This window comes from Nonomuraea sp. NPDC049028 (assembly GCF_043197735.1).
Lineage (GTDB): Bacteria > Actinomycetota > Actinomycetes > Streptosporangiales > Streptosporangiaceae > Nonomuraea.
On the sequence record NZ_JBICTR010000014.1, the window covers coordinates 19,792 to 42,191 of the forward strand.

The following is a 22,400-nucleotide window of genomic DNA, read 5'->3' on the forward strand; positions in this document are numbered from 1 at the left end:
GGCGCGCCGATTCCGGGCGCGGCCGCACAGGTCGGTTCGAGCGCGTTGGTGCCGGTCGCGTCGGCAGAGGCCTCTTCGAGCGCTTTGGCGTCGGTTGAGGCTGCGGGGGCTGGTTCGAGCGCTTCGGTGCCGGTCGTGTCGGTGCGGGTCGGTTCGAGCGCGTCGGTGTCGGCTGCTTCTGTGCGGGTCGGTTCGGCCGTGCCCACGTTGGTTCTGGCCGCGCATGGGACGCGGAGTGCGGCGGGGGAGCGGTCTCTGGCCGACCTGGCGGCGGCGGTCAGGCGGGCGCGGCCCCGGCAGCGCGTGGAGTTGAGCTACCTGGAGATCAGCTCGCCCCTGCTGGCCGACGTGCTGCCCGCCGTCCCCGGGCCTGTGGTCGTGGTGCCGCTGCTGCTCGCCGGCGGCTACCACGTGCACATCGACCTGCCGAACGTCGTCGCCGAGCACCGCCCTGACGCGCTCGTCGCGCCGCCGCTCGGCCCGCACCGGCTGCTCACCACCGCGCTCGCCCGCAAGCTGGCCCGCGCGGGACTGGGCCCCGCCGACACGGTCATCCTGGGCGCGGCGGGCTCCTCGGACCCGGCCGGGCTCGCCGACGTCCGTGCCGCCGCCCACCTGCTGGCGGTACGGCTGGGCCGCCCGGTAACGGCCGCGTTCACCTCGGCGGGCAGCCCGTCACTCGGCGAGGCCGTGGAACGTCTCAGGTCGGGTCCGTTGCCAGGCGAGGCCGTGGAACGCCTCCGATCGGGTCCGGCGTCGCGCCTGGCGGTCGCCTCGTACCTGCTGGCGCCCGGCTTCTTCCACGGCCGCCTGGCGGAGGCGGGCGCGGACCTGGTCAGTGATCCGCTGGGAGCCGACCCGGCCGTGGTGGAGCTGATCTGGCACCGCTTCGACCAGACGACGACCCGGGCGGTCGTACCGAACACCTGGAGCGCCGTACAGACCGCTTAGCTCGGCTCACCCGCCGCCGACGGCGTCCCTGGCCGTGACACTTCAGGGCCCGGGACACCCACGGCCGCGCACCCACGGCCGCGCACCCGCGGCCGCAGCGCTCACGGCCGCGACGCCCGCGGTCCCGGCGCTCGCGATCCCGGGGCCCCGATTCCGCCTCCCACGATCCCCGACGCCCGCAACTCCGGCACCTGCGATCCCGACGGACGCCATGGTCGACGGACGTCGTGGTCGGTGGTCGGTAGGGAGGGTGGGCGGTGCAGTCGGGGGAGTGTCAGGCAGGCGTGGGTTCGAGGCGGAGTTCGCGGACGATCTCCTGGGCGCCGGCGTCCCGGGACGGCCCCGCGTCGGCGCCCACGAACATCTCGATGTAGGCGTGGTGGAAGCACCCCGCCAGCAGCAGCCGGGCGGTACTCTCCGGGTCGACGCCGGCGGCCACCCGTCCCAGACGCTGCTCGCCCTCCAGATAGGCGGCCAGCGGGAGGATCTCCGCCATCGGCCCGAGTCCGTGATCGCGTACGGCCTGCCGGAAGCGGACGGTGACGGACGGCGAGGTGAACGCCGGCAGCGCCACGGCCTGCACATCCGTGTAGTAGTCGATGCCCGCCCGCACGATGGGCAGCAGGTTGTCGGTGACGCTGCCCCTGCCGACGCGGTGGGACAGTCCGTGCAGGATGCTGAGCCAGAGCGGGAGCCGGTCCTGCAGCAGGGCGAGGAAATGGTCCACGGAGCCGCCGGGACGGTCATCCCTGAGAGAGAGCGCCATCTCCAGGATGCGTCGCCGGGTGTCCTGACTCCTCTGGTGCGGGTCTACGTGGGAAGTCGCCATGGTTGGCCTAACGTGCGCAGTCACATGGGGAGGTTCACATGGGGAGGTTCGCGTGGAGAGGTTCGCGTGGGTAGGTGCAACGTGGCATTCGCGGCCGGGGTCCTCGTGACGAGCCGGTCCTGGGGTTCCAACTTGGTGCAAAGTTGTATAGCTACTGATTATTACCTGAAACTTCCAGAAAGTTCGGTAAACAAAGGCTGCGAGTCAGCTGTCAGTGTCGCGGTCCCGGCGCCGCAGGTAGCGCTCGAACTCGGCGGCGATCGCGTCGCCGCTGGCCTCGGGCAGCTCGGCGGCGTCCTTGCGCTCCTCGAGCTCCTTGACGTATTCGGCCACCTCGCTGTCCTGGGAGGCGAGCTCGTCCACGCCGTTCTCCCAGGCGCGGGCCTCCTCGTCGAGATCGCCGAGCGGCATCGGGATCTCCAGGAGGTCTTCGAGGCGGCGCAGCAGCGCCAGCGTGGCCTTGGGGTTGGGCGGCTGGGCCACGTAGTGCGGCACCGACGCCCACAGCGAGACGGCGTCGAGGCCGGCGTCGCCGAACGACTGCTGGAGCACGCCCACGATGCCCGTGGGACCCTCGTAGCGGCTCAGCTCCAGGTTGGTCGAGCGGGCCAGGTTTTCGTCCGTGGCGCCGCCCAGGATCGGCACGGGGCGGGTGTGCGGCGAGTCGTTGAGCAGCGCGCCGAGCATCACGGCCAGCTCGACGCCGAGCTCGCGGCAGACCTCGATGATGTCGGCGCAGAACGACCGCCACCGCATGTTGGGCTCGATGCCGCGCAGCAGCACCACGTCACGCTCGACGCCCGGTGGCCGGGCACGCAGCAGCCGCGTCGTCGGCCAGATGATGGAGCGGGTCAGGCCGTCGCCCATCTCCACGACGGGCCGGGTGACCTGGAAGTCGTAGTAGTCGTCGGGATCCAGCTCGACCAGCGGCTCCGCCTTCCAGGCGGACTCGAGGTGGGCGATCACACCACTGGATGCCTCGCCGGCGTCGTTCCACCCTTCGAACGCGGCTATGAGCACCGGGTCGACGAGCTCGGGGAGCCTTTCGAACTCGATCACGTGTCGCCTCCTCTCTCCGCTGTCCAGCTAAGCCTATGCGGTGAGGAGGCGGTCATGTCACGGAGTAACGATGATCAGTCATCGTCGCGGAGCGACCGGTCAGACGCCGCCACGCGCCGACGGCCCGGGCGCCCTCAGGTCAGGCGCTCGCACTCGGTACGGGTGAGGGTCAGGCGCGGAGAAAGCCGGATGCTCGGACTCGGTACGGGGTGAGGGCCAGGCGCGGAGAAAGCCGGACGCTCGCACTCAGTACGGGGTCAGGCGCGGCCGCCGGGGGTGCTGTGGACGATCAGCACGTCGCAGGAGGCGCGGTGGGCCACGTGCGAGGGCACCGAGCCGAGCAGCCGCCCCGCCAGGCTGTTGAGCCCGCGGTTGCCGACGACCAGCAGGTCCGCCTCGTGCGCGGCGGCCAGCGTGATGAGTACGTCGACCGCGTCGCCCTCCTCCGCCGCCAGGACGACCTCGGTCGCGCCGGCGGCGACGGCGTGCTCGCGGGCGGCCCTCAGGGCGTCGTCGGCGGGGGTGGAGCCGCTCACCTTGTAGGCCAGGTCGCCGAGCCGGTCCGCGGCGGCGGCCCGCTCGCCGGCCCGCATGGGCAGGTACGCGCACGCCAGGACGAGGGTGGCGCCGGTCGCGCCGGCCAGGGACGCCGCCGCGGAGACGGCGCGGAAGGAGGAGGCGGAGCCGTCGGTGCCGGCCAGCACGGTGCGGTAGGCCATCGGGAACCCCTATTAGACATTTGGTCAAATTGTCTTCTTGGCAGAATAGCCGTCCGCTCAAGCCTTTCTGCACAGCCGATAAGCTCTAGCCCATGAGCAGCTCCCCGTCCTTCCGTGAAGTGTTGTCCCAGCGAGTGATCGTCGCCGACGGGGCGATGGGGACGATGTTGCAGGCCCAGGACCCCACCCTCGACGACTTCGAAGGTCACGAGGGCTGCAACGAGGTGCTGAACGTCACCCGTCCCGACATCGTGAGCGGCGTTCACGACGCCTACTTCGCCGTGGGCGTCGACTGCGTGGAGACCAACACCTTCGGCGCCAACCTGGCGGCCCTGGGCGAATACGACATCCCCGAGCGGGTCTTCGAATACTCCGAGGCGGGCGCCAGGATCGCGCGCGAGCGGGCCGACCACTGGTCGACGCCCGAGCAGCCGCGCTTCGTGCTCGGCTCGATGGGTCCCGGCACCAAGCTGCCGACCCTGGGGCACCTGCCCTACCACAAGCTGCGCGAGTCCTACCGCGAAAACGCGGCGGGCCTGATCGCGGGCGGCGCCGACGCGTTGATCATCGAGACCTGCCAGGACCTGCTCCAGGTCAAGGCCGCCGTCATCGGCGCCAAGCGGGCCGCCGAGGAGTCCGGGCGCGACGTGCCGATCATCGCCCAGGTGACGATCGAGACCAACGGCGCCATGCTGCTGGGCTCCGAGATCGGCGCCGCGCTGACCGCGATCGAGCCGCTCGGCGTCGACCTGATCGGCCTCAACTGCGCCACCGGGCCGGCCGAGATGAGCGAGCACCTGCGCTACCTGGCCCGGCACTCCCGGCTGAAGCTCTCATGCATGCCCAACGCCGGCCTGCCGGTGCTGACCTCCGACGGCGCGTACTATCCGCTCGGCGCCGACGAGCTCGCCGACGCGCACGAGACCTTCACCCGCGACTACGGCCTGTCGCTGGTCGGCGGCTGCTGCGGCACCACCCCCGAGCACCTGCGCAAGGTCGTCGACCGGGTGCGCGGCAGGCAGCCGGTCGCGCGCCGCCCGCACCCCGAGCCGGGCGCCTCCTCGCTCTACCAGACCGTGCCGTTCCGCCAGGACACCTCCTACCTGGCCATCGGCGAGCGGTGCAACACCAACGGCTCCAAGGCCTTCCGCGAGGCCATGCTCGAAGGCCGCTGGGACGACTGCGTGGAGATGGCCCGCGAGCAGGCCCGCGGCGGCGCCCACCTGCTCGACCTGTGCGTCGACTACGTGGGCCGCGACGGCGTGGCCGACATGAAGGAGCTGGCGTTCCGGCTGGCCACCGCCTCCACCCTGCCGATCATGCTCGACTCGACTGAGTCGGAGGTGCTGCGGGCCGGCCTGGAGATGCTCGGCGGGCGCGCGGTGGTCAACTCGGTCAACTACGAGGACGGCCGCGGCCCCGACTCACGCTTCCACAAGACGATGACGGCCGTACGCGAGCACGGCGCCGCCGTCGTGGTCATGTGCATCGACGAGAACGGCCAGGCCCGCACGGCGGCCGAGAAGGTACGCATCGCGAGCGAGACCATCGACGACCTCGTCGCCAACTGGGGCATGCAGGTGTCCGACATCATCGTCGACTGCCTCACCTTCACCATCGCCACCGGCATGGAGGAGAGCCGCCGCGACGGCCTGGAGACCATCGAGGGCATCCGCGAGCTCAAGCGCCGCTACCCCGACGTGCAGACCACGCTGGGCCTGTCCAACATCTCCTTCGGCATCAACCCGGCCTCGCGCATGGTGCTCAACTCGGTGTTCCTCAACGAGTGCGTCAACGCCGGTCTCGACTCGGCCATCGTCCACGCCTCCAAGATCCTGCCGATGTCGCGCATCCCCGACGATCAGCGTCAGGTCGCGCTCGACATGGTCTACGACCGCCGCCGCGAGGGCTACGACCCGCTGCAGCGCTTCATCGACATGTTCGAGGGCGTCGACGCGACGGCGCTGCGTGAGGGCAAGGCCGAGGAGCTGGCGGCGCTGCCGCTGTGGGAGCGGCTCAAGCGGCGCATCATCGACGGCGAGAAGAAGGGGCTGGAGGCCGACCTCGACGCCGCCCTGGAGCAGCGGCCCGCCCTGGAGATCATCAACAACGTGCTGCTCGACGGCATGAAGACGGTCGGCGAGCTGTTCGGCTCCGGGCAGATGCAGCTGCCGTTCGTGCTGCAGTCGGCCGAGGTGATGAAGACCGCCGTCGCCTACCTCGAACCGCACATGGACCGTGTCGAGGGTGAGACGAAGGGCCGCATCGTGCTGGCCACGGTCAAGGGCGACGTGCACGACATCGGCAAGAACCTGGTCGACATCATCCTGTCCAACAACGGCTACCAGGTGGTCAACCTCGGCATCAAGCAGCCGGTCTCCGCGATCCTGGAGGCGGCCGACGAGCAGAAGGCCGACGTCATCGGCATGTCCGGCCTTCTGGTGAAGTCGACGGTCATCATGAAGGAGAACCTGGAGGAGATGAACTCCAGGGGCATCGCCGACCGCTACCCGGTGCTGCTCGGCGGCGCCGCCCTCACCCGCGCCTACGTCGAGCAGGACCTGGCCGAGCTGTTCGCCGGCGAGGTCCGCTACGCCCGCGACGCCTTCGAGGGGCTGCGGCTCATGGACTCCTTCATGGCCGTCAAGCGCGGCGTCGCCGGGGCCACGCTGCCGCCGCTGCGCGAGCGCCGGGTCAAGACCGGCGCCGTCCTGACCCGCACGCCGGAGGAGGAGCTGCCCGCGCGCTCCGACGTGGCCGCCGACAACCGGGTGCCGGTGCCGCCCTTCCAGGGCGACCGCATCGTCAAGGGCATCTCGCTGAGCGACTACTCCGCCTTCCTCGACGAGCGGGCGCTCTTCCTCGGGCAGTGGGGCCTCAAGCCCACGCGCGGCGGTGACGGCCCCGGCTACGACGAACTCGTCGAGACCGAGGGACGGCCGCGGCTGCGCATGTGGCTCGACCGCATCCAGACCGAGGGGCTGCTGGAGGCGGCCGTCGTCTACGGCTACTTCCCGTGCGTCAGCGAGGGCGACTCGCTGATCATCCTCGACGAGGCCGGAGACGAGCGCACCCGCTTCGCCTTCCCGCGCCAGCGCCGTGACCGGCACCTGTGCCTGTCCGACTTCTTCCGCTCGCGCGAGTCGGGCGAGGTGGACGTGGTCGGCTTCCAGGTCGCCACGATGGGCGGCAAGATCTCCGAGGCGACGGCCGAGCTGTTCGCCAAGGACGCCTACCGTGACTACCTGGAGCTGCACGGGCTGTCGGTGCAGCTCACCGAGGCGCTGGCCGAATACTGGCACGCCCGGGTCCGCGCCGAGTGGGGGATCGGCGGCGAGGAGTCGCTGGACGACATGCTCAAGGTCAACATCCAGGGCTGCCGCTACTCCTTCGGCTACCCGGCCTGCCCCAACCTCGAGGACCAGGTGCAGCTGTTCCAGCTCCTGGACCCAGAGCGGATCGGGGTCACGCTGTCGGAGGAGTTCCAGCTCCACCCGGAGCAGGCCACTTCCGCCCTGGTCGCCCACCACCCGGAGGCGAAATACTTCAACGTCTGAGTACTTTCAACGTCTGAGTACTTTCAACGTCTGACCCGGCCCGAGCGCCGCTCATCCGGGCGGCCTCCGGGCGCTGTGGGGCGCTCGTCCGGCCTCGCTCTCGGTCACGCCCGTGGGTGAGGCCCCGGCGCTCGCGATCTTCTCGTCGGCGGTGAGAATGGCGGGACGGGTGCCGTCGCGGTGCCGTACACGAACTGATCGGGGGATGCATGGAAGCCGTCTTCTTCGACATGGACGGGTTGCTGGTCGACAGCGAGAAGGTGTGGCTGGAGATCGAGACCGAGGTGATGGCGCGGCTCGGCGGCGAGTGGACGCTCGATCACCAGGCGCACCTCGTCGGCGGCTCCATGGAACGCACCGTCGCCTACATGCTCGCCGTCTCCGGCTCGTCCGTCTCCCCGGAGGACCTGCGCGAGTGGATGATCGACGGCATGGTGGCCCGCCTGGCGGACGGCGTGGAGCTCATGCCCGGCGCCTCCGAACTGCTCGACGCCGTACGCGAGGAGGGCATCCCGGTCGCCCTGGTGACCTCGTCGCTCAGGGAGATCGCCGACGCGGTGCTCAAGGGCGTCGGCCGTGACCGGTTCGACGCCATCGTGACGGCCGACGACGTGACTCGCACCAAGCCCGACCCCGAGCCCTACCTGACGGCGGCCGAGCTGCTGGGCGTCGACCCGGTGCGCTGTGTCGTCCTGGAGGACTCGCCCAACGGCGTGGCCGCCGCCACAGCCGCGGGCTGCGCGGTCGTAGGGGTCCCCAGCCTCCTGCCCATCGACCCGGCTCCCGGCCGCCTCGTGGTTCCATCCCTGACGGACGTCACGATTCCCACCCTCCGCGCGTTGATCCCCTGACCCAGCTGATTCCTCTGTACGGGCCGATCCCCCTGTACGGGCCGATCCCCCTGAACAGGGCGGCGGTCCGAGCGGGCCGATTCCCTGGCCGCGCCTCCGGCTGAGGGTTCGTCGAAACCGAGGAGCGCGCGTAACGGCGGCCGGCCACCATCCGGTCAGAGGCCGTATTCCTGGAGGCCCTCCGCCCCGTGCGGCGGGTGGCGGGTTCCCCATGCTTGCCGTACAAAAAAGTAAAGCTTTCACCCCGGCAAGAGGGCGACCCCCAACCGAAGGCAAGCCGATCCCCTAAGGGAGGGCCGGTACTTGGGGAGGAGGGACGGCGGGAGGGAGCGTGCCAGGATGGGGAGCACAGCCACATAACAAAGGGGCGGCGAAATGACTTTTGAGCAGATCTACTGGTTGCCGCTGTGCGCCGGAGTGACCATCGCGGGGCTGGTGCTCAGTTTCCTGGCCTTCCGGCGCAGAGGCGCGGCGGCCGGCATGAGGATGGCCGCGTGGGCGCTGCTCCCGCTGGCCGCCTACCTGACCGGCGCGTTGCAGTCGTTGTGGACCATCGGCGCCACCATCGTGAGTTTCGTGACGAGCCTGATCTTCAACCCCCTTGTCTGGGCGGGCGTCGCCGTGACCGGGTTGTCCGTGGTGCTGTTCGTGGCGTCGGGGTTCATGCGCGGACGGAAGCTGAAGCTGGCGCGCGACGGCAAGCCGGGCAAGGCCGCGGAGGCCCCGGCCGCGCCGCAGCAGCGCGCTGTCGGCCAAAGGGCGGGGCAGCCGGCCGGACAGGCGCCAGGGCAGGCAGCGGGACCGGTAGGAAAGCCTGCCGCGGCAGCGCCGAAGAAGAACAACGACGATGACTTCTCCGACATCGAGGATATTCTCAAGCGCAGGGGCATCAGCTGATCCGAGGTGTGTCACAGTTCCGAGACGCAACCGGGACGGGGTGTAGACAAACTTCCCAAGATCGATACGAATGAGTTTCGCGTCAATCACAGTTGAGCCACATCCCGCCCTGAGGGGCTGGTCATACCAGCTCAGGCCATAGATTCTGCCTCCTGAGGACGCGACTAGCGACTTCACCAGCGCGGCGCATAACCTGATCGGGACCGCCGCCCACTCGGACGACGTCGTCTGGCATCCAGGGGGCCATTGGCATGACCGCACCGCTCGATGTTCCGGGCTCGGCTATCGAAGCCGGACCGGAAACCGTTCTGGAGGGCGCGGACTCCTCAGTCATCCGAGGGCGTTCCCTTGGCCAGATCGCATGGATGCGGCTGAAGCGCGACAAGATCGCCATGATCGGCGGCATCGTCATCGTCGTGCTGATCCTCGTCGCCATCTTCGCGCCGCTGCTGGTGTCGTGGTTCGGCCACCCGCCGGCGGAATGGCACCGGGAGAAGATCGACCCGGCCATCCAGGCGCCGCTCGGCACGTTCGGCGGCATCAGCTCCGACTTCCTGTTCGGGGTCGAGCCCACCACCGGCCGCGACCTGTTCAGCCGGATCCTCTACGGCGCGCGCATCTCACTGCTCATCGCGTTCTTCGCGACACTGCTCTGCGTCCTGCTCGGCACCGTGTTCGGCATGATCGCCGGTTTCTTCGGCGGCTGGATCGACACGATCATCAGCCGGCTCATGGACATCTTCCTCGCCTTCCCGCTGCTGGTGTTCGCGCTGGCGCTCGGCGGGGTGATCCCCGACAAGGCGTTCGGGATGTCGGGTGACACGCTGCGGATCAGCCTGCTCGTGTTCATCATCGGCTTCTTCAACTGGCCCTATATCGGGCGTATCATCCGAGGTCAGACGCTATCTCTGCGTGAACGGGAGTTCGTCGACGCCTCCAGGAGCCTGGGCGCGCGCAACCACATCATCCTGTTCAAGGAGATCCTGCCGAACCTGCTGGCCCCGATCCTGGTCTACTCGACGCTGCTGATCCCGTCGAACATCCTGTTCGAGGCCGCGCTGTCCTTCCTCGGCGTGGGCGTACGCCCGCCGACCCCGACGTGGGGAGGCATGCTGGCCGAGGCGGTCCACAACTACGACGTGGCGCCCAACTTCATGCTCTTCCCCGGCCTCGCGATCTTCGTCACCGTGCTGGCGTTCAACCTGCTCGGCGACGGCCTGAGGGACGCCTTCGATCCCAAGGCTCGATGACCTCGTGAGTTATCCCGCAAATTTTGGACTCCTAGTTACAAGGGGTGTGTCAGGTCGATGAAGATAAAATCCATGGCGTCGGCGGTCGCGATCACCGCTGCTCTCGCCCTGGCCGTCTCCGCGTGTGGTGGCGGCGGCTCTGCCAAGAAGACCGGCGGTGCCACTGCCGAGGCGCCCGCCAGCCAGTACAACGCCGGAGTGACGCAGGTCGTCAACCCGTCCGACAAGACGGGCGGCACGCTCCACATGGGCATGCCGGGCGACTTCGACTCGGTTGACCCCGGCGACCAGTACTACGGCTACGCCTGGAACTTCTCCCGCCTTTACACGCGCGCGCTGACCATGTTCAAGCCGGTGCCGGGCAAGGAGGGCCTCGAGCTCGTCGGTGACCTGGCCGAGGGCCTCGGCAAGGCCAGCGACGGCGGCAAGACCTGGACGTACACGCTGCGCAAGGGCATCAAGTTCGAGGACGGCACCCCGATCACGTCCAAGGACGTGAAGTACGCCGTGGCCCGCTCGCTGGACAAGGAGATCCTGCCCAGCGGCCCGACCTACTTCAACGACTGGCTCGACAACGGCGACTACACCGGCCCGTACAAGATGAAGGACAAGCTCGACTCCTGGAAGGGCGTCGAGACGCCCGATGACCAGACGGTCGTCTTCCATCTGAAGAAGGCCTACGGCGGCTTCGACTACTTCGCCATGCTCCCGTCGACGGCCCCGGTGCCGGCGGCCAAGGACACGGGCACCAAGTACAAGGAGCACCCGGTCGCGACCGGCCCGTACATGTTCAAGGCCCACGAGCTCGGCAAGCGCATCGAGCTGGTCAAGAACCCCAACTGGGACGCGGCGACCGACCCCAACCGCAAGCAGCTCAACGACTCGATCGAGGTGCTGCTCGGCCAGAACGAGGACGACCTCGACCAGCGCCTGCTCTCGGGCAAGATCGACGTCAAGATCAACAGCACCGGCGTGGGGGCCAACGCCCGCAAGACCGTCCTGACCGACGACAAGGTCAAGCAGTACGCCGACTCCGCGCCGCTCGACCGCACCTGGTTCACCAACCTCAACGCCGACGTGCCGCCGCTGGACAACATCCACTGCCGCAAGGCCGTGCTGTACGCCGCCGACCGCTCCGCGATCCAGGGCGCCTACGGTGGTCCCGACGCCGGTGGCGAGATCGCCCTCAGCCTCATGCCGTCGAAGATGACCGGTTACGAGAAGAACGACCTCTACGGCGTCGAGGCCAACCCCGGCGGCGACGTGAACAAGGCGAAGGAAGAGCTGAAGGCCTGCGGCCAGCCCAACGGCTTCAGCACCACCATCTCCTTCCGCGTCGAGCGCGCGGCGGAGAAGCAGACCGCCGAGTCGCTGCAGCAGTCGCTCGGCCGCGTGGGCATCAAGCTGGAGGTCAAGGGCTTCCCGCAGGGTGACTACTTCAAGCTGTACGCCGGCAAGCCCGACTTCGCCAAGAAGAACGGCCTGGGCCTCATGGTCTACGGCTGGGGCGCCGACTACCCCGAGGGCTTCGGCTTCTTCCAGCAGATCGTCGACAGCCGCGTCATCCGCGCCGCCGGTAACACCAACCTCGGCGTGAAGGACCCGGAGATCGACAAGCTGGTCGACCAGGCCGCGGCCGAGCAGGACGCCACCAAGCGCAACTCGATCTGGGCCTCGGTCGACAAGAAGGTCATGGATGACGCGTTCATCCTGCCCTACGTCTGGGCGCACGGCCTGTTCTACCGGCCGCCGACGCTGAAGAACGCGTTCGTCAGCCAGAACTTCGGGATGTACGAGTTCCTGACGCTGAGCACCCAGTAACCCGGTCCGGGAAAACCTCCGGAACGTTCGTCGAAAGCAGGTGAAGGCTTCGGCGGCCGGGCCCACAAGGCCCGGCCGCCATAGCCGAGATCAGTGGCCACATACATCATCAGACGGTTGATAGCGGCCGTCATGCTGCTCTTCGTGGTGAGCATCGCGACGTTCGCCATCTTCTTTCTCGTCCCGCGGCTCGCCGGGATGTCCGCTGACGACCTCGCTTCCCGCTATGTGGGCAAGGCCGCCAACGACCAGATGATCCACGAGGCCGCCGTCAGGCTGGGCTTCAACGACCCGCTGGTCGTGCAGTACGGGCGGTTCGTGAAGGGCATCTTCGTCGGTGTCGACCGCAACTATGGTCCCGGCGTCGAGCACTGCCCCGCCCCGTGCCTCGGCTACTCCTACGTCACCCAGAACCCGGTGCTGCCCGACCTGCTCGACCGGCTGCCGATCACCCTGTCACTGGCGCTCGGCGCCGCCGTGGTGTGGGTGGTGTTCGGCGTCTCGACGGGCGTGCTGTCGGCGCTGCGGCGCGGCAGCTTCTTCGACCGCCTCTCGATGGGTGTGGCCCTGGCGGGCGTGTCGCTGCCCATCTTCTTCACCGGCATCGTGTCGCTGGCCATCTTCCGCGACCAGCTCGGCCTGGTCGGCGACGTCGCCGACTGGGTGCCGTTCTCGGAAGACCCGCTCACCTGGGCGAACAACCTCATCCTGCCGTGGGTGACGCTGGCCTTCCTGTACGCCGCCGGTTACGCCCGGCTCACCAGAGCGGGCATGCTGGAGACCATGTCGGAGGACTACATCCGCACGGCGCGGGCCAAGGGCCTGCCCGAACGCATGGTGGTGGTCAAACACGGCCTGCGTGCCACGCTCACGCCCGTGATGACCATGTTCGGCCTCGACCTGGGCCTGCTGCTCGGCGGCGCGGTGCTGACCGAGAGCACCTTCTCGCTGCCCGGCATCGGCAAGTACGCGGTCGACGCCATCAACAACAACGACCTCCCCCAGGTGATGGGCGTCACGCTGACCGCGGCGATCTTCATCATCCTGGCCAACCTGATCGTCGACCTGCTCTACGCGGTGGTTGACCCGAGAGTGAGGCTGACGTGAGCGAGAGCCCCTTTCTCGACGTCAAGGACCTGAAGATCCACTTCTCGACCGACGACGGCGTGGTCAAGTCCGTCGACGGGCTGTCCTTCAGCCTTGAACGCGGCAAGACCCTGGGCATCGTCGGCGAGTCCGGATCGGGCAAGTCGGTCACCAGCCTGGGCATCCTCGGCCTGCACCGCGGCAAGAGCGCCAACGTCTCCGGCGAGATCTGGCTCGACGGCGAAGACCTCATCACCGCCTCGCAGGAGCACGTACGCCGGCTGCGCGGCCGCAAGATGGCGATGATCTTCCAGGACCCGCTGTCGTCGATGCACCCCTTCTACACGGTGGGCGACCAGATCATCGAGGCGTACCGCCTCCACCACAAGGTCTCCAAGAGCGTGGCCCGCAAGCACGCCATCGACATGCTGGGCCGGGTCGGCATCCCCGAGCCCAAGCGCCGGGTCGACTCCTACCCGCACGAGTTCTCCGGCGGCATGCGCCAGCGCGCCATGATCGCGATGGCGCTGTCGTGCGACCCCGAGCTGCTCATCGCCGACGAGCCGACCACCGCGCTCGACGTGACCGTGCAGGCGCAGATCCTCGACCTGATGCGCGACCTGCAGCGTGAGTTCAACTCCGCGCTGATCATCATCACCCACGACCTGGGCGTGGTGGCCGAGCTGTCCAACGACATCCTGGTCATGTACGCGGGCAAGTGCATCGAGTACGGCTCGGCCGAGGACATCTTCTACCGGCCCGAGCACCCCTACACCTGGGGACTGCTGGGCTCGATGCCCCGGCTCGACCGGGAGCCCACCGAACGGCTCCTGCCCGTCAAGGGCACCCCGCCGTCGCTGATCAACGTGCCATCGGGCTGCGCCTTCCACCCCCGCTGCCCCTACTCCGACCAGACCGACGGTCAGTCCAAGGCGGAGATCCCTGCCTTGATCAACACCGACCCCGGCCACCTGGTGCGCTGCCACCTGAGCAGGACGCAGCGGCGGACGCTGTGGGAGAACGAAGTCAAGCCAGTGCTGGAGACGCAGTGACCACCTCGAACGAGCCGCTTCTTTCCGTCCAGGACCTGGAGAAGCACTTCCCGGTGACCAAGGGCCTGCTCAAGCGGCAGGTCGGGGCCGTCAAGGCGGTCGACGGGATCAGCTTCGACGTGTTCAAGGGTGAGACGCTCGGCCTGGTGGGGGAGTCGGGCTGCGGCAAGTCCACCACCGGCCGGCTGGTGACCAGGCTGCTGGAGCCGACCGCGGGCAAGGTCGTCTTCGAGGGCCGCGACATCACCCACATGAGTCAGGGCAAGCTGCGGCCGCTCCGCCGCGACATGCAGATGATCTTCCAGGACCCCTTCTCCTCGCTCAACCCCCGCCACACGGTCGGCACCATCGTCGGCGCCCCGTTCCGCATCCAGGGCGTGCAGACCGAGCAAGGGATCAAGAAGGCCGTCCAGGACATCCTCCAGCTGGTCGGGCTCAACCCGGAGCACTACAACCGCTATCCCCACGAGTTCTCGGGCGGCCAGCGCCAGCGCATCGGCATCGCCCGCACACTCGCGCTGAAGCCCAAGCTGATCATCGCCGACGAGCCGGTCTCGGCGCTGGACGTCTCGATCCAGGCCCAGGTGGTCAACCTCCTGGAGGACCTGCAGAACGAGCTGGACCTCACCTACGTGGTCATCGCCCACGACCTGTCGGTGGTCCGCCACATCAGCGACCGGGTCGCGGTGATGTACCTCGGCAAGATCGTGGAGATCGCCGACCGCAAGCGCCTCTACAGCAGCCCCATGCACCCCTACACCAACGCGCTGCTGTCGGCGGTCCCGATCCCGGATCCCAAGGCCCGCGCGGACGGCGACCGCATCAGGCTGACGGGCGACGTCCCCAGCCCGCTCAACCCGCCACCGGCCTGCCGCTTCCACACCCGGTGCTGGAAGGCCCAGGACATCTGCAAGACGGTGGAGCCGCCCCTGGAGGAGCTGGCCAGCGGTCACCGGGTGGCCTGCCACTTCCCGGAGAACGCCCCCGCCCAGGCGCCGGAGACTGCCGCCACGACCTCCTGACGCCGGTCGGCGGATGGGAGCCCCACCGCCGACCGGTCTCCTTTGGATCAGCGGATGCCGCCACCACCAGATCGGCGGCCGGCGGCCGTCACGGTGAAGATCAGGAAGCGGCACCCGGTGTCGCGAGGCCGGTCTCATAGGCGAGGACGACCGCCTGCACGCGGTCGCGCAGGCCCAGCTTGGTGAGGACGTTGCCGACGTGCGTCTTGACCGTCGTCTCGCTGACCACCAGCTTCCGGGCGATCTCCGCGTTCGACATCCCCTTGGCGATCAGCCGCAGCACCTCCAGCTCCCGCTCGGTCAGCCGGTCGAGCCGCGCCGGGGTCGCCTGCTCGTACGCCGACGGCAGCCGCTTGGAGAAGCGGTCCAGCAGCCGGCGGGTCACGCTCGGCGCCACGATCGCGTCGCCCGCCGCCACCACCCGGATCGCCTGCACCAGCTCGTCCGGCGGCACATCCTTCAGCAGGAACCCGGAGGCGCCCGCCCGCAGCGCCTCCACGATGTACTCGTCCAGGTCGAACGTCGTCAGCACCAGCACCTTCGGCACGTGCGCCGTCGGCGCCGCCTCCCGCACGATCCTGCGCGTCGCCTCGATGCCGTCGACCCCGGGCATCCGGATGTCCATCAGCACGACGTCGGGCAGCAACGCCCGCGTCTGCTCCTGCGCGTCCTTGCCGTCACCGGCCTGCCCCACCACCGTGATGTCGGACTCGGCCTCGAGTATCAGCCGGAAACCGGTGCGCAGCAGCGGCTGGTCGTCCACCAGCAGCACCCTGATCGTCATGGTGAGTCCTTCAACGGGAACCTCGCGCGCACCTCGAAACCGCCCCCCGGTCGCGGACCGATGCTGAGGATTCCACCATAGAGGGCAACTCGCTCGCGAATGCCCACCAAACCATGCCCTGGCGGCCCGGAGAGGCTCGCCGGCCCCCGCCCGTCGTCCTCCACCCGCACGTCCAGCTCACGCGGACCATGGCATACGGTCACCACCGCCTTGGCACCCGCGCCCGCGTGCCGCAGGCTGTTGGTCAGACCCTCCTGGATCAGCCGGTAGGCGGCCAGATCCACCCCGGCGGGAATCGGCCGGGCATCACCCTCGACCGACAGCCGCGTGGCCAGCCCCGCCTCCCGCATCTGCTCCACCAGCGCCGGCAGATCGTCCATCCCGGGCTGCGGCCCCAGCTCGGCCCGGGCGTCGGTACGCAGCACGCCCACGATGTTGCGCATCTCGCTCATCGCCATCCGGCCCGTGTGCTCGATGGCCGACAACGCCTCACGCGCCATGTCGGGATCGGCGGCCAGCACCCGGCGCGCGGCCGCCGCCTGCACCGTCATCACGCTCACGTGATGGGCCACGACGTCGTGCAGCTCGCGGGCTATCCTCGACCGCTCCTCGGCCCGCGCGGCCCGCGTGTCGGCCGCGTAGGCGCGCTCCAGCCGGGCCGCGCGGTCCTTCAGCTCCTCCAGGTACGCGCGGCGCAGCCGCAGGCTCCGCCCGGCCCCCCAGACCGCGAGCAGCACGATGAACGCCACCAGGTGCTCACTCCAGTTGCCGCCGGTGACCGGGCTCAGCGCCCCGGCGAACGCGTAGGCCAGGAACGACAGCAGCAGCGCGCACAGCGCCACGGCCAGCCCCCGGAGGGAGGCCACCGAGTAGAGCAGCACCAGCACCGGCGCCGCCGCCACGCCGGAACCGTAACCCAGCCCGGTCAGCAGCGTCTCGGGCAGCAGCCCCGCGCACAACGTCGCCAGCGGCCAGCGCCTGCGTACGGCGACCGGCGCGCACGCCAGCAGCACCAGCACGGCGCCGAACGGGTCGGCGCCCCGCGTCTCGCCGACCGCCTGCCCACCACCGGGCTCCAGCAACGCCGAATCGGCGGACAGGAAGAGCCAGACCGAGACCGCGGCCAGCGCCACGGCGAACAGGGTGTCGTGGAACCTGGCCCGATCGATGCGCACCGCTTCACTGTAGGTCCAGGTGAGAGCCCGGAACCTCCTCCCAAGGGAGGAGAGCCGGACTCCTACAGGCTGTCCATGACCGCCCGCCGGCCGCTCCGGACCGTGCCACTCGCACCTCGTTCGTGGCCGCCGGGCGGTTGCTCCGCAGCAGGTGGCCTACAGCTCGTCCGTGGCCGCCCGGCGGTTGCTCCGTACGGTGTCGCCCGGCTGCCGGTCCGGCACCGGCGGCGGGGTGCCGCCGAACTCCGGGCAGATCGCCTGGTGGTCGCACCAGTCGCACAGACGGCTGCGCCGCGCCCGCCACTCGCCCGTCTCCAGCGACCGCTCGATCGCCGTCCACAGCGCCCGCACCTTGCGCTCGGTGGCCAGCAGATCGGCCTCGTCCGGCGCGTACCGCAGCACCTCGCCGCCACCGCCCAGGTAGACCAGCTGCAGCAGCCTGGGCACCTGGCCGCGCAGCCGCCACAGCACCAGCGCGTAGAACTTCATCTGGAACAGCGCCTTGGCCTCGAAGTCGGGGCCCGGCGCGCTGCCGGTCTTGTAGTCGACGACCCGCACCTCGCCGGTCGGCGCCACGTCGAGCCGGTCGACGTAGCCGCGCAGCATGAGGCCGCCGTCGAGGACCGCCTCCACATAGAGCTCCCGCTCGGCGGGCTCCAGCCGCGTCGGGTCCTCCAGCGTGAAATAGCGCTCCAGCATCCCCCGCGCCTGCGCCAGCCAGGTCGCCTGCTCCTCGTCATCGGCGAACATCTCGGCGTAGTGCGGATCATCGGACAGCAGCCGCTCCCACTGCGGCTCCAGCAGCTCCAGCGCCGCCTCCACCGAACGACGCGGCGCGGGCAGGTCGTACAGGCGCTCCAGGACCGCGTGGATCACCGTGCCGCGCACGGCGGCCGCCGAGGGCTTCTCCGGCAACTGGTCGATCACGCGGAAGCGATAGAGCAACGGACAGGTCATGAAGTCGCCCGCCCGGGAGGGGGAGAGGGCTCCGATGATCACCGGTTCGGTCAACGTCATGCACCGCACTCTAGGTCAAGAGCCCGACAGAATAGGGCCCGCGAAGCCGGGAGCACCTCGTCCGGCGCGTAGCATCAAGGCAGCGGACAGCACGTAATGAACGGCAAGGAGCGCGGTGAGCGAGCAGAGCCCGCAGCAGGAATTTTCCGGTCTTCGGATGGGAAAGCCGTTCGGCATCCCGGTTTACGTGTCGTGGACGTGGTTCATCGTCGCGGCCTTCATCACCTGGATGTTCGGTGATCAGGTGCGGGCCATGCTGCCCGAGCTCGACGCCACAGCGGCCTACGCCGTCGCCTTCGTCTTCGCCGTACTCCTCTACGTCTCGGTCCTGCTGCACGAGCTGGCCCACAGCGTGCTGGCCAAGTCCTACGGCCTGCCGGTCCGCCGGATCACCCTCTACCTGCTCGGCGGCGTGTCGGAGATCGAGAAGGAGCCGCCGACCCCCGGCAAGGAGTTCATGGTCGCCGCCGCCGGCCCGGCCCTGTCGCTCGGCCTGGCCGGGATCGGCCTGGCCGCCGACGTCTTCCTGATCAACGGCGGCGGCATCCCTGAGGTACTGATCTGGCAGCTCTGGCTGGCCAACCTCATCGTCGGCGTGTTCAACCTGCTGCCCGGGCTGCCGCTCGACGGCGGCCGGATGCTGCGCGCCGGCGTCTGGAAGCTGACCAGCAACGCCGGCTCCGGCACCATCGCCGCCGCCTGGGGCGGCAGGGTACTGGCCGTGCTGCTGGTGGTCGTGCCGATCGCCGCGCCGCTGATGAGCGGGCAGGAAGTGGACCTTCGCGACGTGCTGTGGCCGCTGGTGCTGGCCTCCTTCATCTGGCTCGGCGCCACCCAGTCGCTGCGCGTGGCCCGCATCCGCGCCAGGATCCCCCAGGTCAACGCCCGTACCCTGGCCCGCAGGGCGATCCCCGTCGTCGCCGAGACACCGCTGTCGGAGGCGCTGCGCCAGGCCGCCGAGAAGCGGGCCGGCGCCCTCGTCGTCGTCGATCATGAGGGCCGCCCCGTCGCGATCGTGCACGAAGCGTCCGTACAGGCCACTCCCGAGCACCGCCGCCCCTGGGTGAACGCCGGCTCCATGGCCAAGTCGCTGGAGCCGTCCATGGTGCTGGCCGCCGACCTGACGGGAGAGGCGCTCATCGACGCCATGCGCGAGTCCCCGGCCGGCGAATACCTGCTCGTGGAGCGCGGCGGCGAGATCTACGGCGTGCTCGCCACGGCCGACGTCAACCGCGTCTTCAGCGGCGTCTGATATGTCCCACTCGTATAACCGGCAGCCCCCGGCTAGTGTCGTGTCCAGTGATCAGGTGATTCCGGATCGCACCCGGCGGTTCGAGGATGAGACGGCTGGCCGATAGTGTTCTGTCCGGCCAGGTTTATTGCGGTCCACCGGTCCACCGGTTCACCGAATCGAGACGGGGGCGGCCGCGACGCCGCCTCGCCGTATGGGTATGCGTATGGCTGGTGGCCGGCACGGCAGTGCGGGTGCCGTGATAACGCCGGCTTCCGGGGAGGAGAATTGAGTGACCGAGCGCAGCGAGGGCACCGATGAGCGCAGCGCGGTCGTCATGAAGGAGGAGTCATGACGGGCCAGGGCTTCGGGGCGGTACGTCCGCTTCCCGGAGATGGGCTGGTCGCCTATCTGGGCGGGCTGTTGCTGGTGTGCGACGCGGCCGAGGCCGCGGCCGATGAACTGCTCAAGGCACTACGCGAGACGGCCGCCGCCGGGGGCGACGGCAGAGCGCTGGCCAGGCGCGCCGCTCAGGTGCTCGCGGCCAACATGACCGGCGACCCCGCCACCTGCGCGGTCGCGGGACCGGTCGACGGCGGCGTGGCCGTCCTGGTCAGCGGCTCCGCCTCGGCCACGGTCACCACGGCCTCCGGCGAGACCCGGCTGGCCGGCAGCGACTCGCTGACCTGGGCCGACCGGCTCATCAACGGGCCGGTCCAACGCGTCTCGCTGAGCCTGCCCGGCGGGGGCGAGCCGCATCCCGCGGTCAGCTTCGACGGCGGCGTGGTGCACGGCGGCGGGCTGATGGGCGACTTCGGTGAGGTCGCCGAGCGGCCCGCGGCGCAGTCCAGGCCGCTGACCAGCGAACTGCCCAACACCGCCCTGCACTTCGAGCCCGACCTGGTCGTGCCGCCTCCGGTGCAGATGGCCCCCTATCCGCTGTCGGGCAACGACCAGCCCGCCACCCCCTCGGCGGCCGGACCCTCGGGCCCTCAGCCTTTGTCAGGCCCGCAGCCGTTGTCGGGCCCCCAGCCCGCCTCAGGGCCGCAGCCGCCGCCTCCCGCGCTGGAGCAGCAGCCGCCGTTCCTGTCTGCGGTCCCGGACCCGCCGCCCCCGGCCGAGCAGCCGAGCGGGTTCCCCACCTACGACGAGCCCGCACCCGCGCACTCCGGCAACGGCACGATGCCCGAGTACGAGCAGCCCTCTTCCCCCTACGACCAGCCGCGTGAGCAGTACGACCAGCCACGCGAACATTTCGAGCAGCCCTCTTCCCCCTACGACCAGCCACGGGAGCACTTCGAACAGCCCCGCGAGCTGTTCGAGCAGCCGCCGCCTCCGCCCGCCCAGGAGGAGCACGGCGACCGGCAGCTCGTCTACGGCGTCGACTGCAAGAACGACCACTTCAACGACCCACGCGTGCCCTACTGCGCGGTCTGCGGCATCGCGCTCGTCCAGCGCACCCTCGTGCCGTACAAGGGGCCGCGGCCCCCGCTGGGCGTCCTCATCCTCGACGACGGCACCGCGCTGCCGCTGGAGAGCGACTACCTGCTGGGACGCGACCCCGAGCGCGCGCCGGAGGTGGCGGGCGGCACGGCCAGGCCCGCCAAGGTGACCAGCCCCGACGGGTCGGTCTCCCGCAGGCATCTGCGGGTGGCGCTCGACGGCTGGGACGTCAACCTCGTCGACCTGGGGTCGGTCAACGGCACCCAGATCCAGCCGCCCGGTGACCCCAACTTCTATGACATCCCGCCCAACGAGCCCGTCACCATCGTCCCGGGCACCACGGTCCGCGTCGGCGTCTCCCGCACGATGCGCTTCGAGGCCCACCGGGGATGAGCCCTTCGTCCTGAACCTTCCCGAATCTTGCTGAACGCCCGTACTCCTGGTGGGAGTGCGGGCGCTCTGCTGTGACCCGCCACCGTGCACCGCCCGCCGACGCGCAAGCCGCCGCCGTGCATTACCCGCCACCGGCCGTAGACGGAGCCGCCGCCGTGCGCCAATGGGCCTGTGCGCTAGGCCTCCGTGCGCCAATGGGCCCGTGCGCCGGGCCCCCGTGCGCCACCGCTGGCCGCCCAGGGCTGAGGGCCTTCAGGAGAGCCTTAAGGAAGGCGACGTCGGTCCTCTCGCCTTGGGGCTTCTCGCTCCTGGGCCCTCGCGTCTCTGGGGCTTCCCGCTCCTGGGACCTCTCCGGTCCCGGGGCTTCTCGTACCTGGGCCCTCGCGTCCTCAGCCCTATCCGCTTCGGCCGTGCCGTCTCGCTTTCGGTCGCGGATCTGGCTCATTTCCGGGCGGCCGACGCCGGTCGGCCAGGAGCGTGCCGGACGTCGCAAAGGGTGCGGTCAGGGGGTCGTCCGGGCGAGGCACGCGCTCTGGAGCTCGTACGGCTGAGGTGCGCGTTCAGGAGGTCGCACGGCTGAGGTGCGCGTTCAGGAGGTCGCACGGCTGAGGTGCGCGTTCAGGAGGCCGTCCGGCCGAGAGTGGGCGTTCACGAGGTCGTACGGGCGAGATAGGCGTTCACCAGGTCGTCGACCGGCAGTGACAGGTCGAGGGCGACGCCGCGTTCGTCGGGGCCGAGTGGTTCGAGGGCCGCGAACTGCGAGGTCACCAGTGACTCGGGCATGAAGTGCCCGGGCCGGTGCGTCACCCGCTTCCTGATCATGTCGATGTCGCCGTCGAGGTGCAGGAAGCTCACCTCGGGGGCGGCCTCCCGCAGCAGGTCGCGGTAGCGGCGCTTCAGCGCCGAGCACGCCATCACGGCCCCGGTGCCGGCGCGCTCGGCGAGCCAGGCGCCCACCGCGCGCAGCCACGGCAGCCGGTCGGCGTCGTCGAGCGGCATTCCGGCGGTCATCTTGGCGACGTTCGCGGGGCTGTGGAAGTCGTCGGCGTCGGCGAACCGCACCCCGAGGCGTTCGGCGAGCGCGGCACCGACGGTGGACTTGCCGCATCCCGTCACCCCCATCACGACGATGAGCTGCGGGCGGGGTGAGTCGTCCATGCGGGGCAACCTCTCGGGCTCGGATGCGCGTCAGACTAGACAGCTTGCGTCATATCAATCAAGCTGAGAAGTCGAATAAATCATACTTTTGAAGCATGTGAGGCG

At 69.6% G+C, this 22,400-nt stretch carries 18 protein-coding genes; 11 read left to right on the forward strand and 7 right to left on the reverse strand.

The window, feature by feature from the left end; genetic code table 11:
- Positions 1–198 precede the first annotated feature (198 nt).
- Positions 199–951 (forward strand): sirohydrochlorin chelatase, encoded by a 753-nt coding sequence (locus ACGFJ2_RS45605; protein WP_393479324.1) that lies wholly within the window; start codon positions 199–201, stop codon positions 949–951.
- A gap of 274 nt (positions 952–1,225) precedes the next feature.
- Here ACGFJ2_RS45605 and ACGFJ2_RS45610 read toward each other — a convergent pair whose 3' ends face one another.
- From ACGFJ2_RS45610 to ACGFJ2_RS45620, 3 genes are all read right to left on the reverse strand, one after another.
- Positions 1,226–1,717: a hypothetical protein gene (locus ACGFJ2_RS45610; RefSeq protein ID WP_358204743.1), complete on the reverse strand. Its 492-nt coding sequence runs from the start codon at positions 1,715–1,717 to the stop codon at positions 1,226–1,228.
- 267 nt (positions 1,718–1,984) lie between these two features.
- Positions 1,985–2,839, reverse strand: coding sequence for a PAC2 family protein (locus ACGFJ2_RS45615; RefSeq protein ID WP_357951663.1), 855 nt, complete (start codon positions 2,837–2,839; stop codon positions 1,985–1,987).
- Between the two features lie 257 nt (positions 2,840–3,096).
- Positions 3,097–3,558, reverse strand: coding sequence for a universal stress protein (locus ACGFJ2_RS45620; RefSeq protein ID WP_357951664.1), 462 nt, complete (start codon positions 3,556–3,558; stop codon positions 3,097–3,099).
- A gap of 92 nt (positions 3,559–3,650) precedes the next feature.
- Here ACGFJ2_RS45620 and metH point away from each other — a divergent pair, with 92 nt between their 5' ends.
- The 8 genes from metH to ACGFJ2_RS45660 all read left to right on the forward strand — a co-directional run bounded on the left by metH (position 3,651) and on the right by ACGFJ2_RS45660 (position 15,094).
- A complete protein-coding gene (gene metH / locus ACGFJ2_RS45625) occupies positions 3,651–7,115 on the forward strand; it encodes a methionine synthase (protein WP_393479328.1) in 3,465 nt (1,154 codons plus the stop codon).
- Positions 7,116–7,324: 209 nt separating this feature from the next.
- Positions 7,325–7,966 (forward strand): HAD family phosphatase, encoded by a 642-nt coding sequence (locus ACGFJ2_RS45630; RefSeq protein WP_357951667.1) that lies wholly within the window; start codon positions 7,325–7,327, stop codon positions 7,964–7,966.
- Between the two features lie 375 nt (positions 7,967–8,341).
- Positions 8,342–8,863, forward strand: coding sequence for a cellulose synthase (locus ACGFJ2_RS45635; RefSeq protein WP_393479331.1), 522 nt, complete (start codon positions 8,342–8,344; stop codon positions 8,861–8,863).
- A gap of 251 nt (positions 8,864–9,114) precedes the next feature.
- Positions 9,115–10,113: an ABC transporter permease gene (locus ACGFJ2_RS45640; RefSeq protein WP_357951671.1), complete on the forward strand. Its 999-nt coding sequence runs from the start codon at positions 9,115–9,117 to the stop codon at positions 10,111–10,113.
- Between the two features lie 57 nt (positions 10,114–10,170).
- Positions 10,171–11,934: an ABC transporter substrate-binding protein gene (locus ACGFJ2_RS45645; RefSeq protein WP_357951673.1), complete on the forward strand. Its 1,764-nt coding sequence runs from the start codon at positions 10,171–10,173 to the stop codon at positions 11,932–11,934.
- A 93-nt stretch (positions 11,935–12,027) separates the two neighbouring features.
- The gene (locus tag ACGFJ2_RS45650; RefSeq protein ID WP_357951675.1) at positions 12,028–13,041 is read left to right on the forward strand and encodes an ABC transporter permease; all 1,014 of its coding nucleotides are present in this window, start codon (positions 12,028–12,030) and stop codon (positions 13,039–13,041) included.
- Positions 13,038–14,072 (forward strand): ABC transporter ATP-binding protein, encoded by a 1,035-nt coding sequence (locus tag ACGFJ2_RS45655; protein ID WP_357951677.1) that lies wholly within the window; start codon positions 13,038–13,040, stop codon positions 14,070–14,072. Before ACGFJ2_RS45650 ends, ACGFJ2_RS45655 begins: the two co-directional genes overlap by 4 nt.
- Complete coding sequence (locus ACGFJ2_RS45660) at positions 14,069–15,094, forward strand: dipeptide ABC transporter ATP-binding protein (protein ID WP_357951679.1); 1,026 nt, start codon at positions 14,069–14,071, stop codon at positions 15,092–15,094. The genes ACGFJ2_RS45655 and ACGFJ2_RS45660 overlap by 4 nt, the downstream gene beginning before the upstream one ends.
- Before the next feature lie 100 nt (positions 15,095–15,194).
- Here the strand turns inward: ACGFJ2_RS45660 and ACGFJ2_RS45665 are convergent, their stop codons facing one another.
- The 3 genes from ACGFJ2_RS45665 to ACGFJ2_RS45675 form a co-directional block, all read right to left on the reverse strand.
- On the reverse strand, positions 15,195–15,878 hold the full coding sequence (locus tag ACGFJ2_RS45665; RefSeq protein WP_357951681.1) for a response regulator transcription factor: 684 nt from the start codon (positions 15,876–15,878) through the stop codon (positions 15,195–15,197).
- Positions 15,875–17,053: a sensor histidine kinase gene (locus ACGFJ2_RS45670; protein WP_357951683.1), complete on the reverse strand. Its 1,179-nt coding sequence runs from the start codon at positions 17,051–17,053 to the stop codon at positions 15,875–15,877. Before ACGFJ2_RS45670 ends, ACGFJ2_RS45665 begins: the two co-directional genes overlap by 4 nt.
- Positions 17,054–17,209: 156 nt before the next feature.
- The gene (locus ACGFJ2_RS45675) at positions 17,210–18,070 is read right to left on the reverse strand and encodes a RecB family exonuclease (protein WP_357951685.1); all 861 of its coding nucleotides are present in this window, start codon (positions 18,068–18,070) and stop codon (positions 17,210–17,212) included.
- Between the two features lie 115 nt (positions 18,071–18,185).
- Between ACGFJ2_RS45675 and ACGFJ2_RS45680 the strand changes: the two genes are divergently transcribed.
- Positions 18,186–19,322, forward strand: coding sequence for a site-2 protease family protein (locus tag ACGFJ2_RS45680; RefSeq protein ID WP_357951687.1), 1,137 nt, complete (start codon positions 18,186–18,188; stop codon positions 19,320–19,322).
- A 330-nt stretch (positions 19,323–19,652) separates the two neighbouring features.
- The gene (locus tag ACGFJ2_RS45685; RefSeq protein ID WP_393479338.1) at positions 19,653–21,137 is read left to right on the forward strand and encodes an FHA domain-containing protein; all 1,485 of its coding nucleotides are present in this window, start codon (positions 19,653–19,655) and stop codon (positions 21,135–21,137) included.
- Positions 21,138–21,785: 648 nt separating this feature from the next.
- Here the strand turns inward: ACGFJ2_RS45685 and ACGFJ2_RS45690 are convergent.
- Positions 21,786–22,295, reverse strand: coding sequence for a gluconokinase (locus tag ACGFJ2_RS45690; RefSeq protein ID WP_393479340.1), 510 nt, complete (start codon positions 22,293–22,295; stop codon positions 21,786–21,788).
- Positions 22,296–22,400: the final 105 nt, after the last annotated feature.

Excerpts from the sequence above, each read along its gene's own strand:
- ACGFJ2_RS45610 (WP_358204743.1), bottom strand. The coding sequence starts at position 1,717 with ATGGCGCTCTCTCTCAGGGATGACCGTCCCGGCGGCTCCGTGGACCAT.
- ACGFJ2_RS45685 (WP_393479338.1), top strand. The coding sequence starts at position 19,653 with ATGACGGGCCAGGGCTTCGGGGCGGTACGTCCGCTTCCCGGAGATGGG.
- ACGFJ2_RS45620 (WP_357951664.1), bottom strand. The coding sequence starts at position 3,558 with ATGGCCTACCGCACCGTGCTGGCCGGCACCGACGGCTCCGCCTCCTCC.
- ACGFJ2_RS45665 (WP_357951681.1), bottom strand. The coding sequence starts at position 15,878 with ATGACGATCAGGGTGCTGCTGGTGGACGACCAGCCGCTGCTGCGCACC.
- ACGFJ2_RS45630 (WP_357951667.1), top strand. The coding sequence starts at position 7,325 with ATGGAAGCCGTCTTCTTCGACATGGACGGGTTGCTGGTCGACAGCGAG.
- ACGFJ2_RS45635 (WP_393479331.1), top strand. The coding sequence starts at position 8,342 with ATGACTTTTGAGCAGATCTACTGGTTGCCGCTGTGCGCCGGAGTGACC.
- metH (WP_393479328.1), top strand. The coding sequence starts at position 3,651 with ATGAGCAGCTCCCCGTCCTTCCGTGAAGTGTTGTCCCAGCGAGTGATC.
- ACGFJ2_RS45645 (WP_357951673.1), top strand. The coding sequence starts at position 10,171 with ATGAAGATAAAATCCATGGCGTCGGCGGTCGCGATCACCGCTGCTCTC.
- ACGFJ2_RS45640 (WP_357951671.1), top strand. The coding sequence starts at position 9,115 with ATGACCGCACCGCTCGATGTTCCGGGCTCGGCTATCGAAGCCGGACCG.
- ACGFJ2_RS45675 (WP_357951685.1), bottom strand. The coding sequence starts at position 18,070 with ATGACGTTGACCGAACCGGTGATCATCGGAGCCCTCTCCCCCTCCCGG.
- ACGFJ2_RS45690 (WP_393479340.1), bottom strand. The coding sequence starts at position 22,295 with ATGGACGACTCACCCCGCCCGCAGCTCATCGTCGTGATGGGGGTGACG.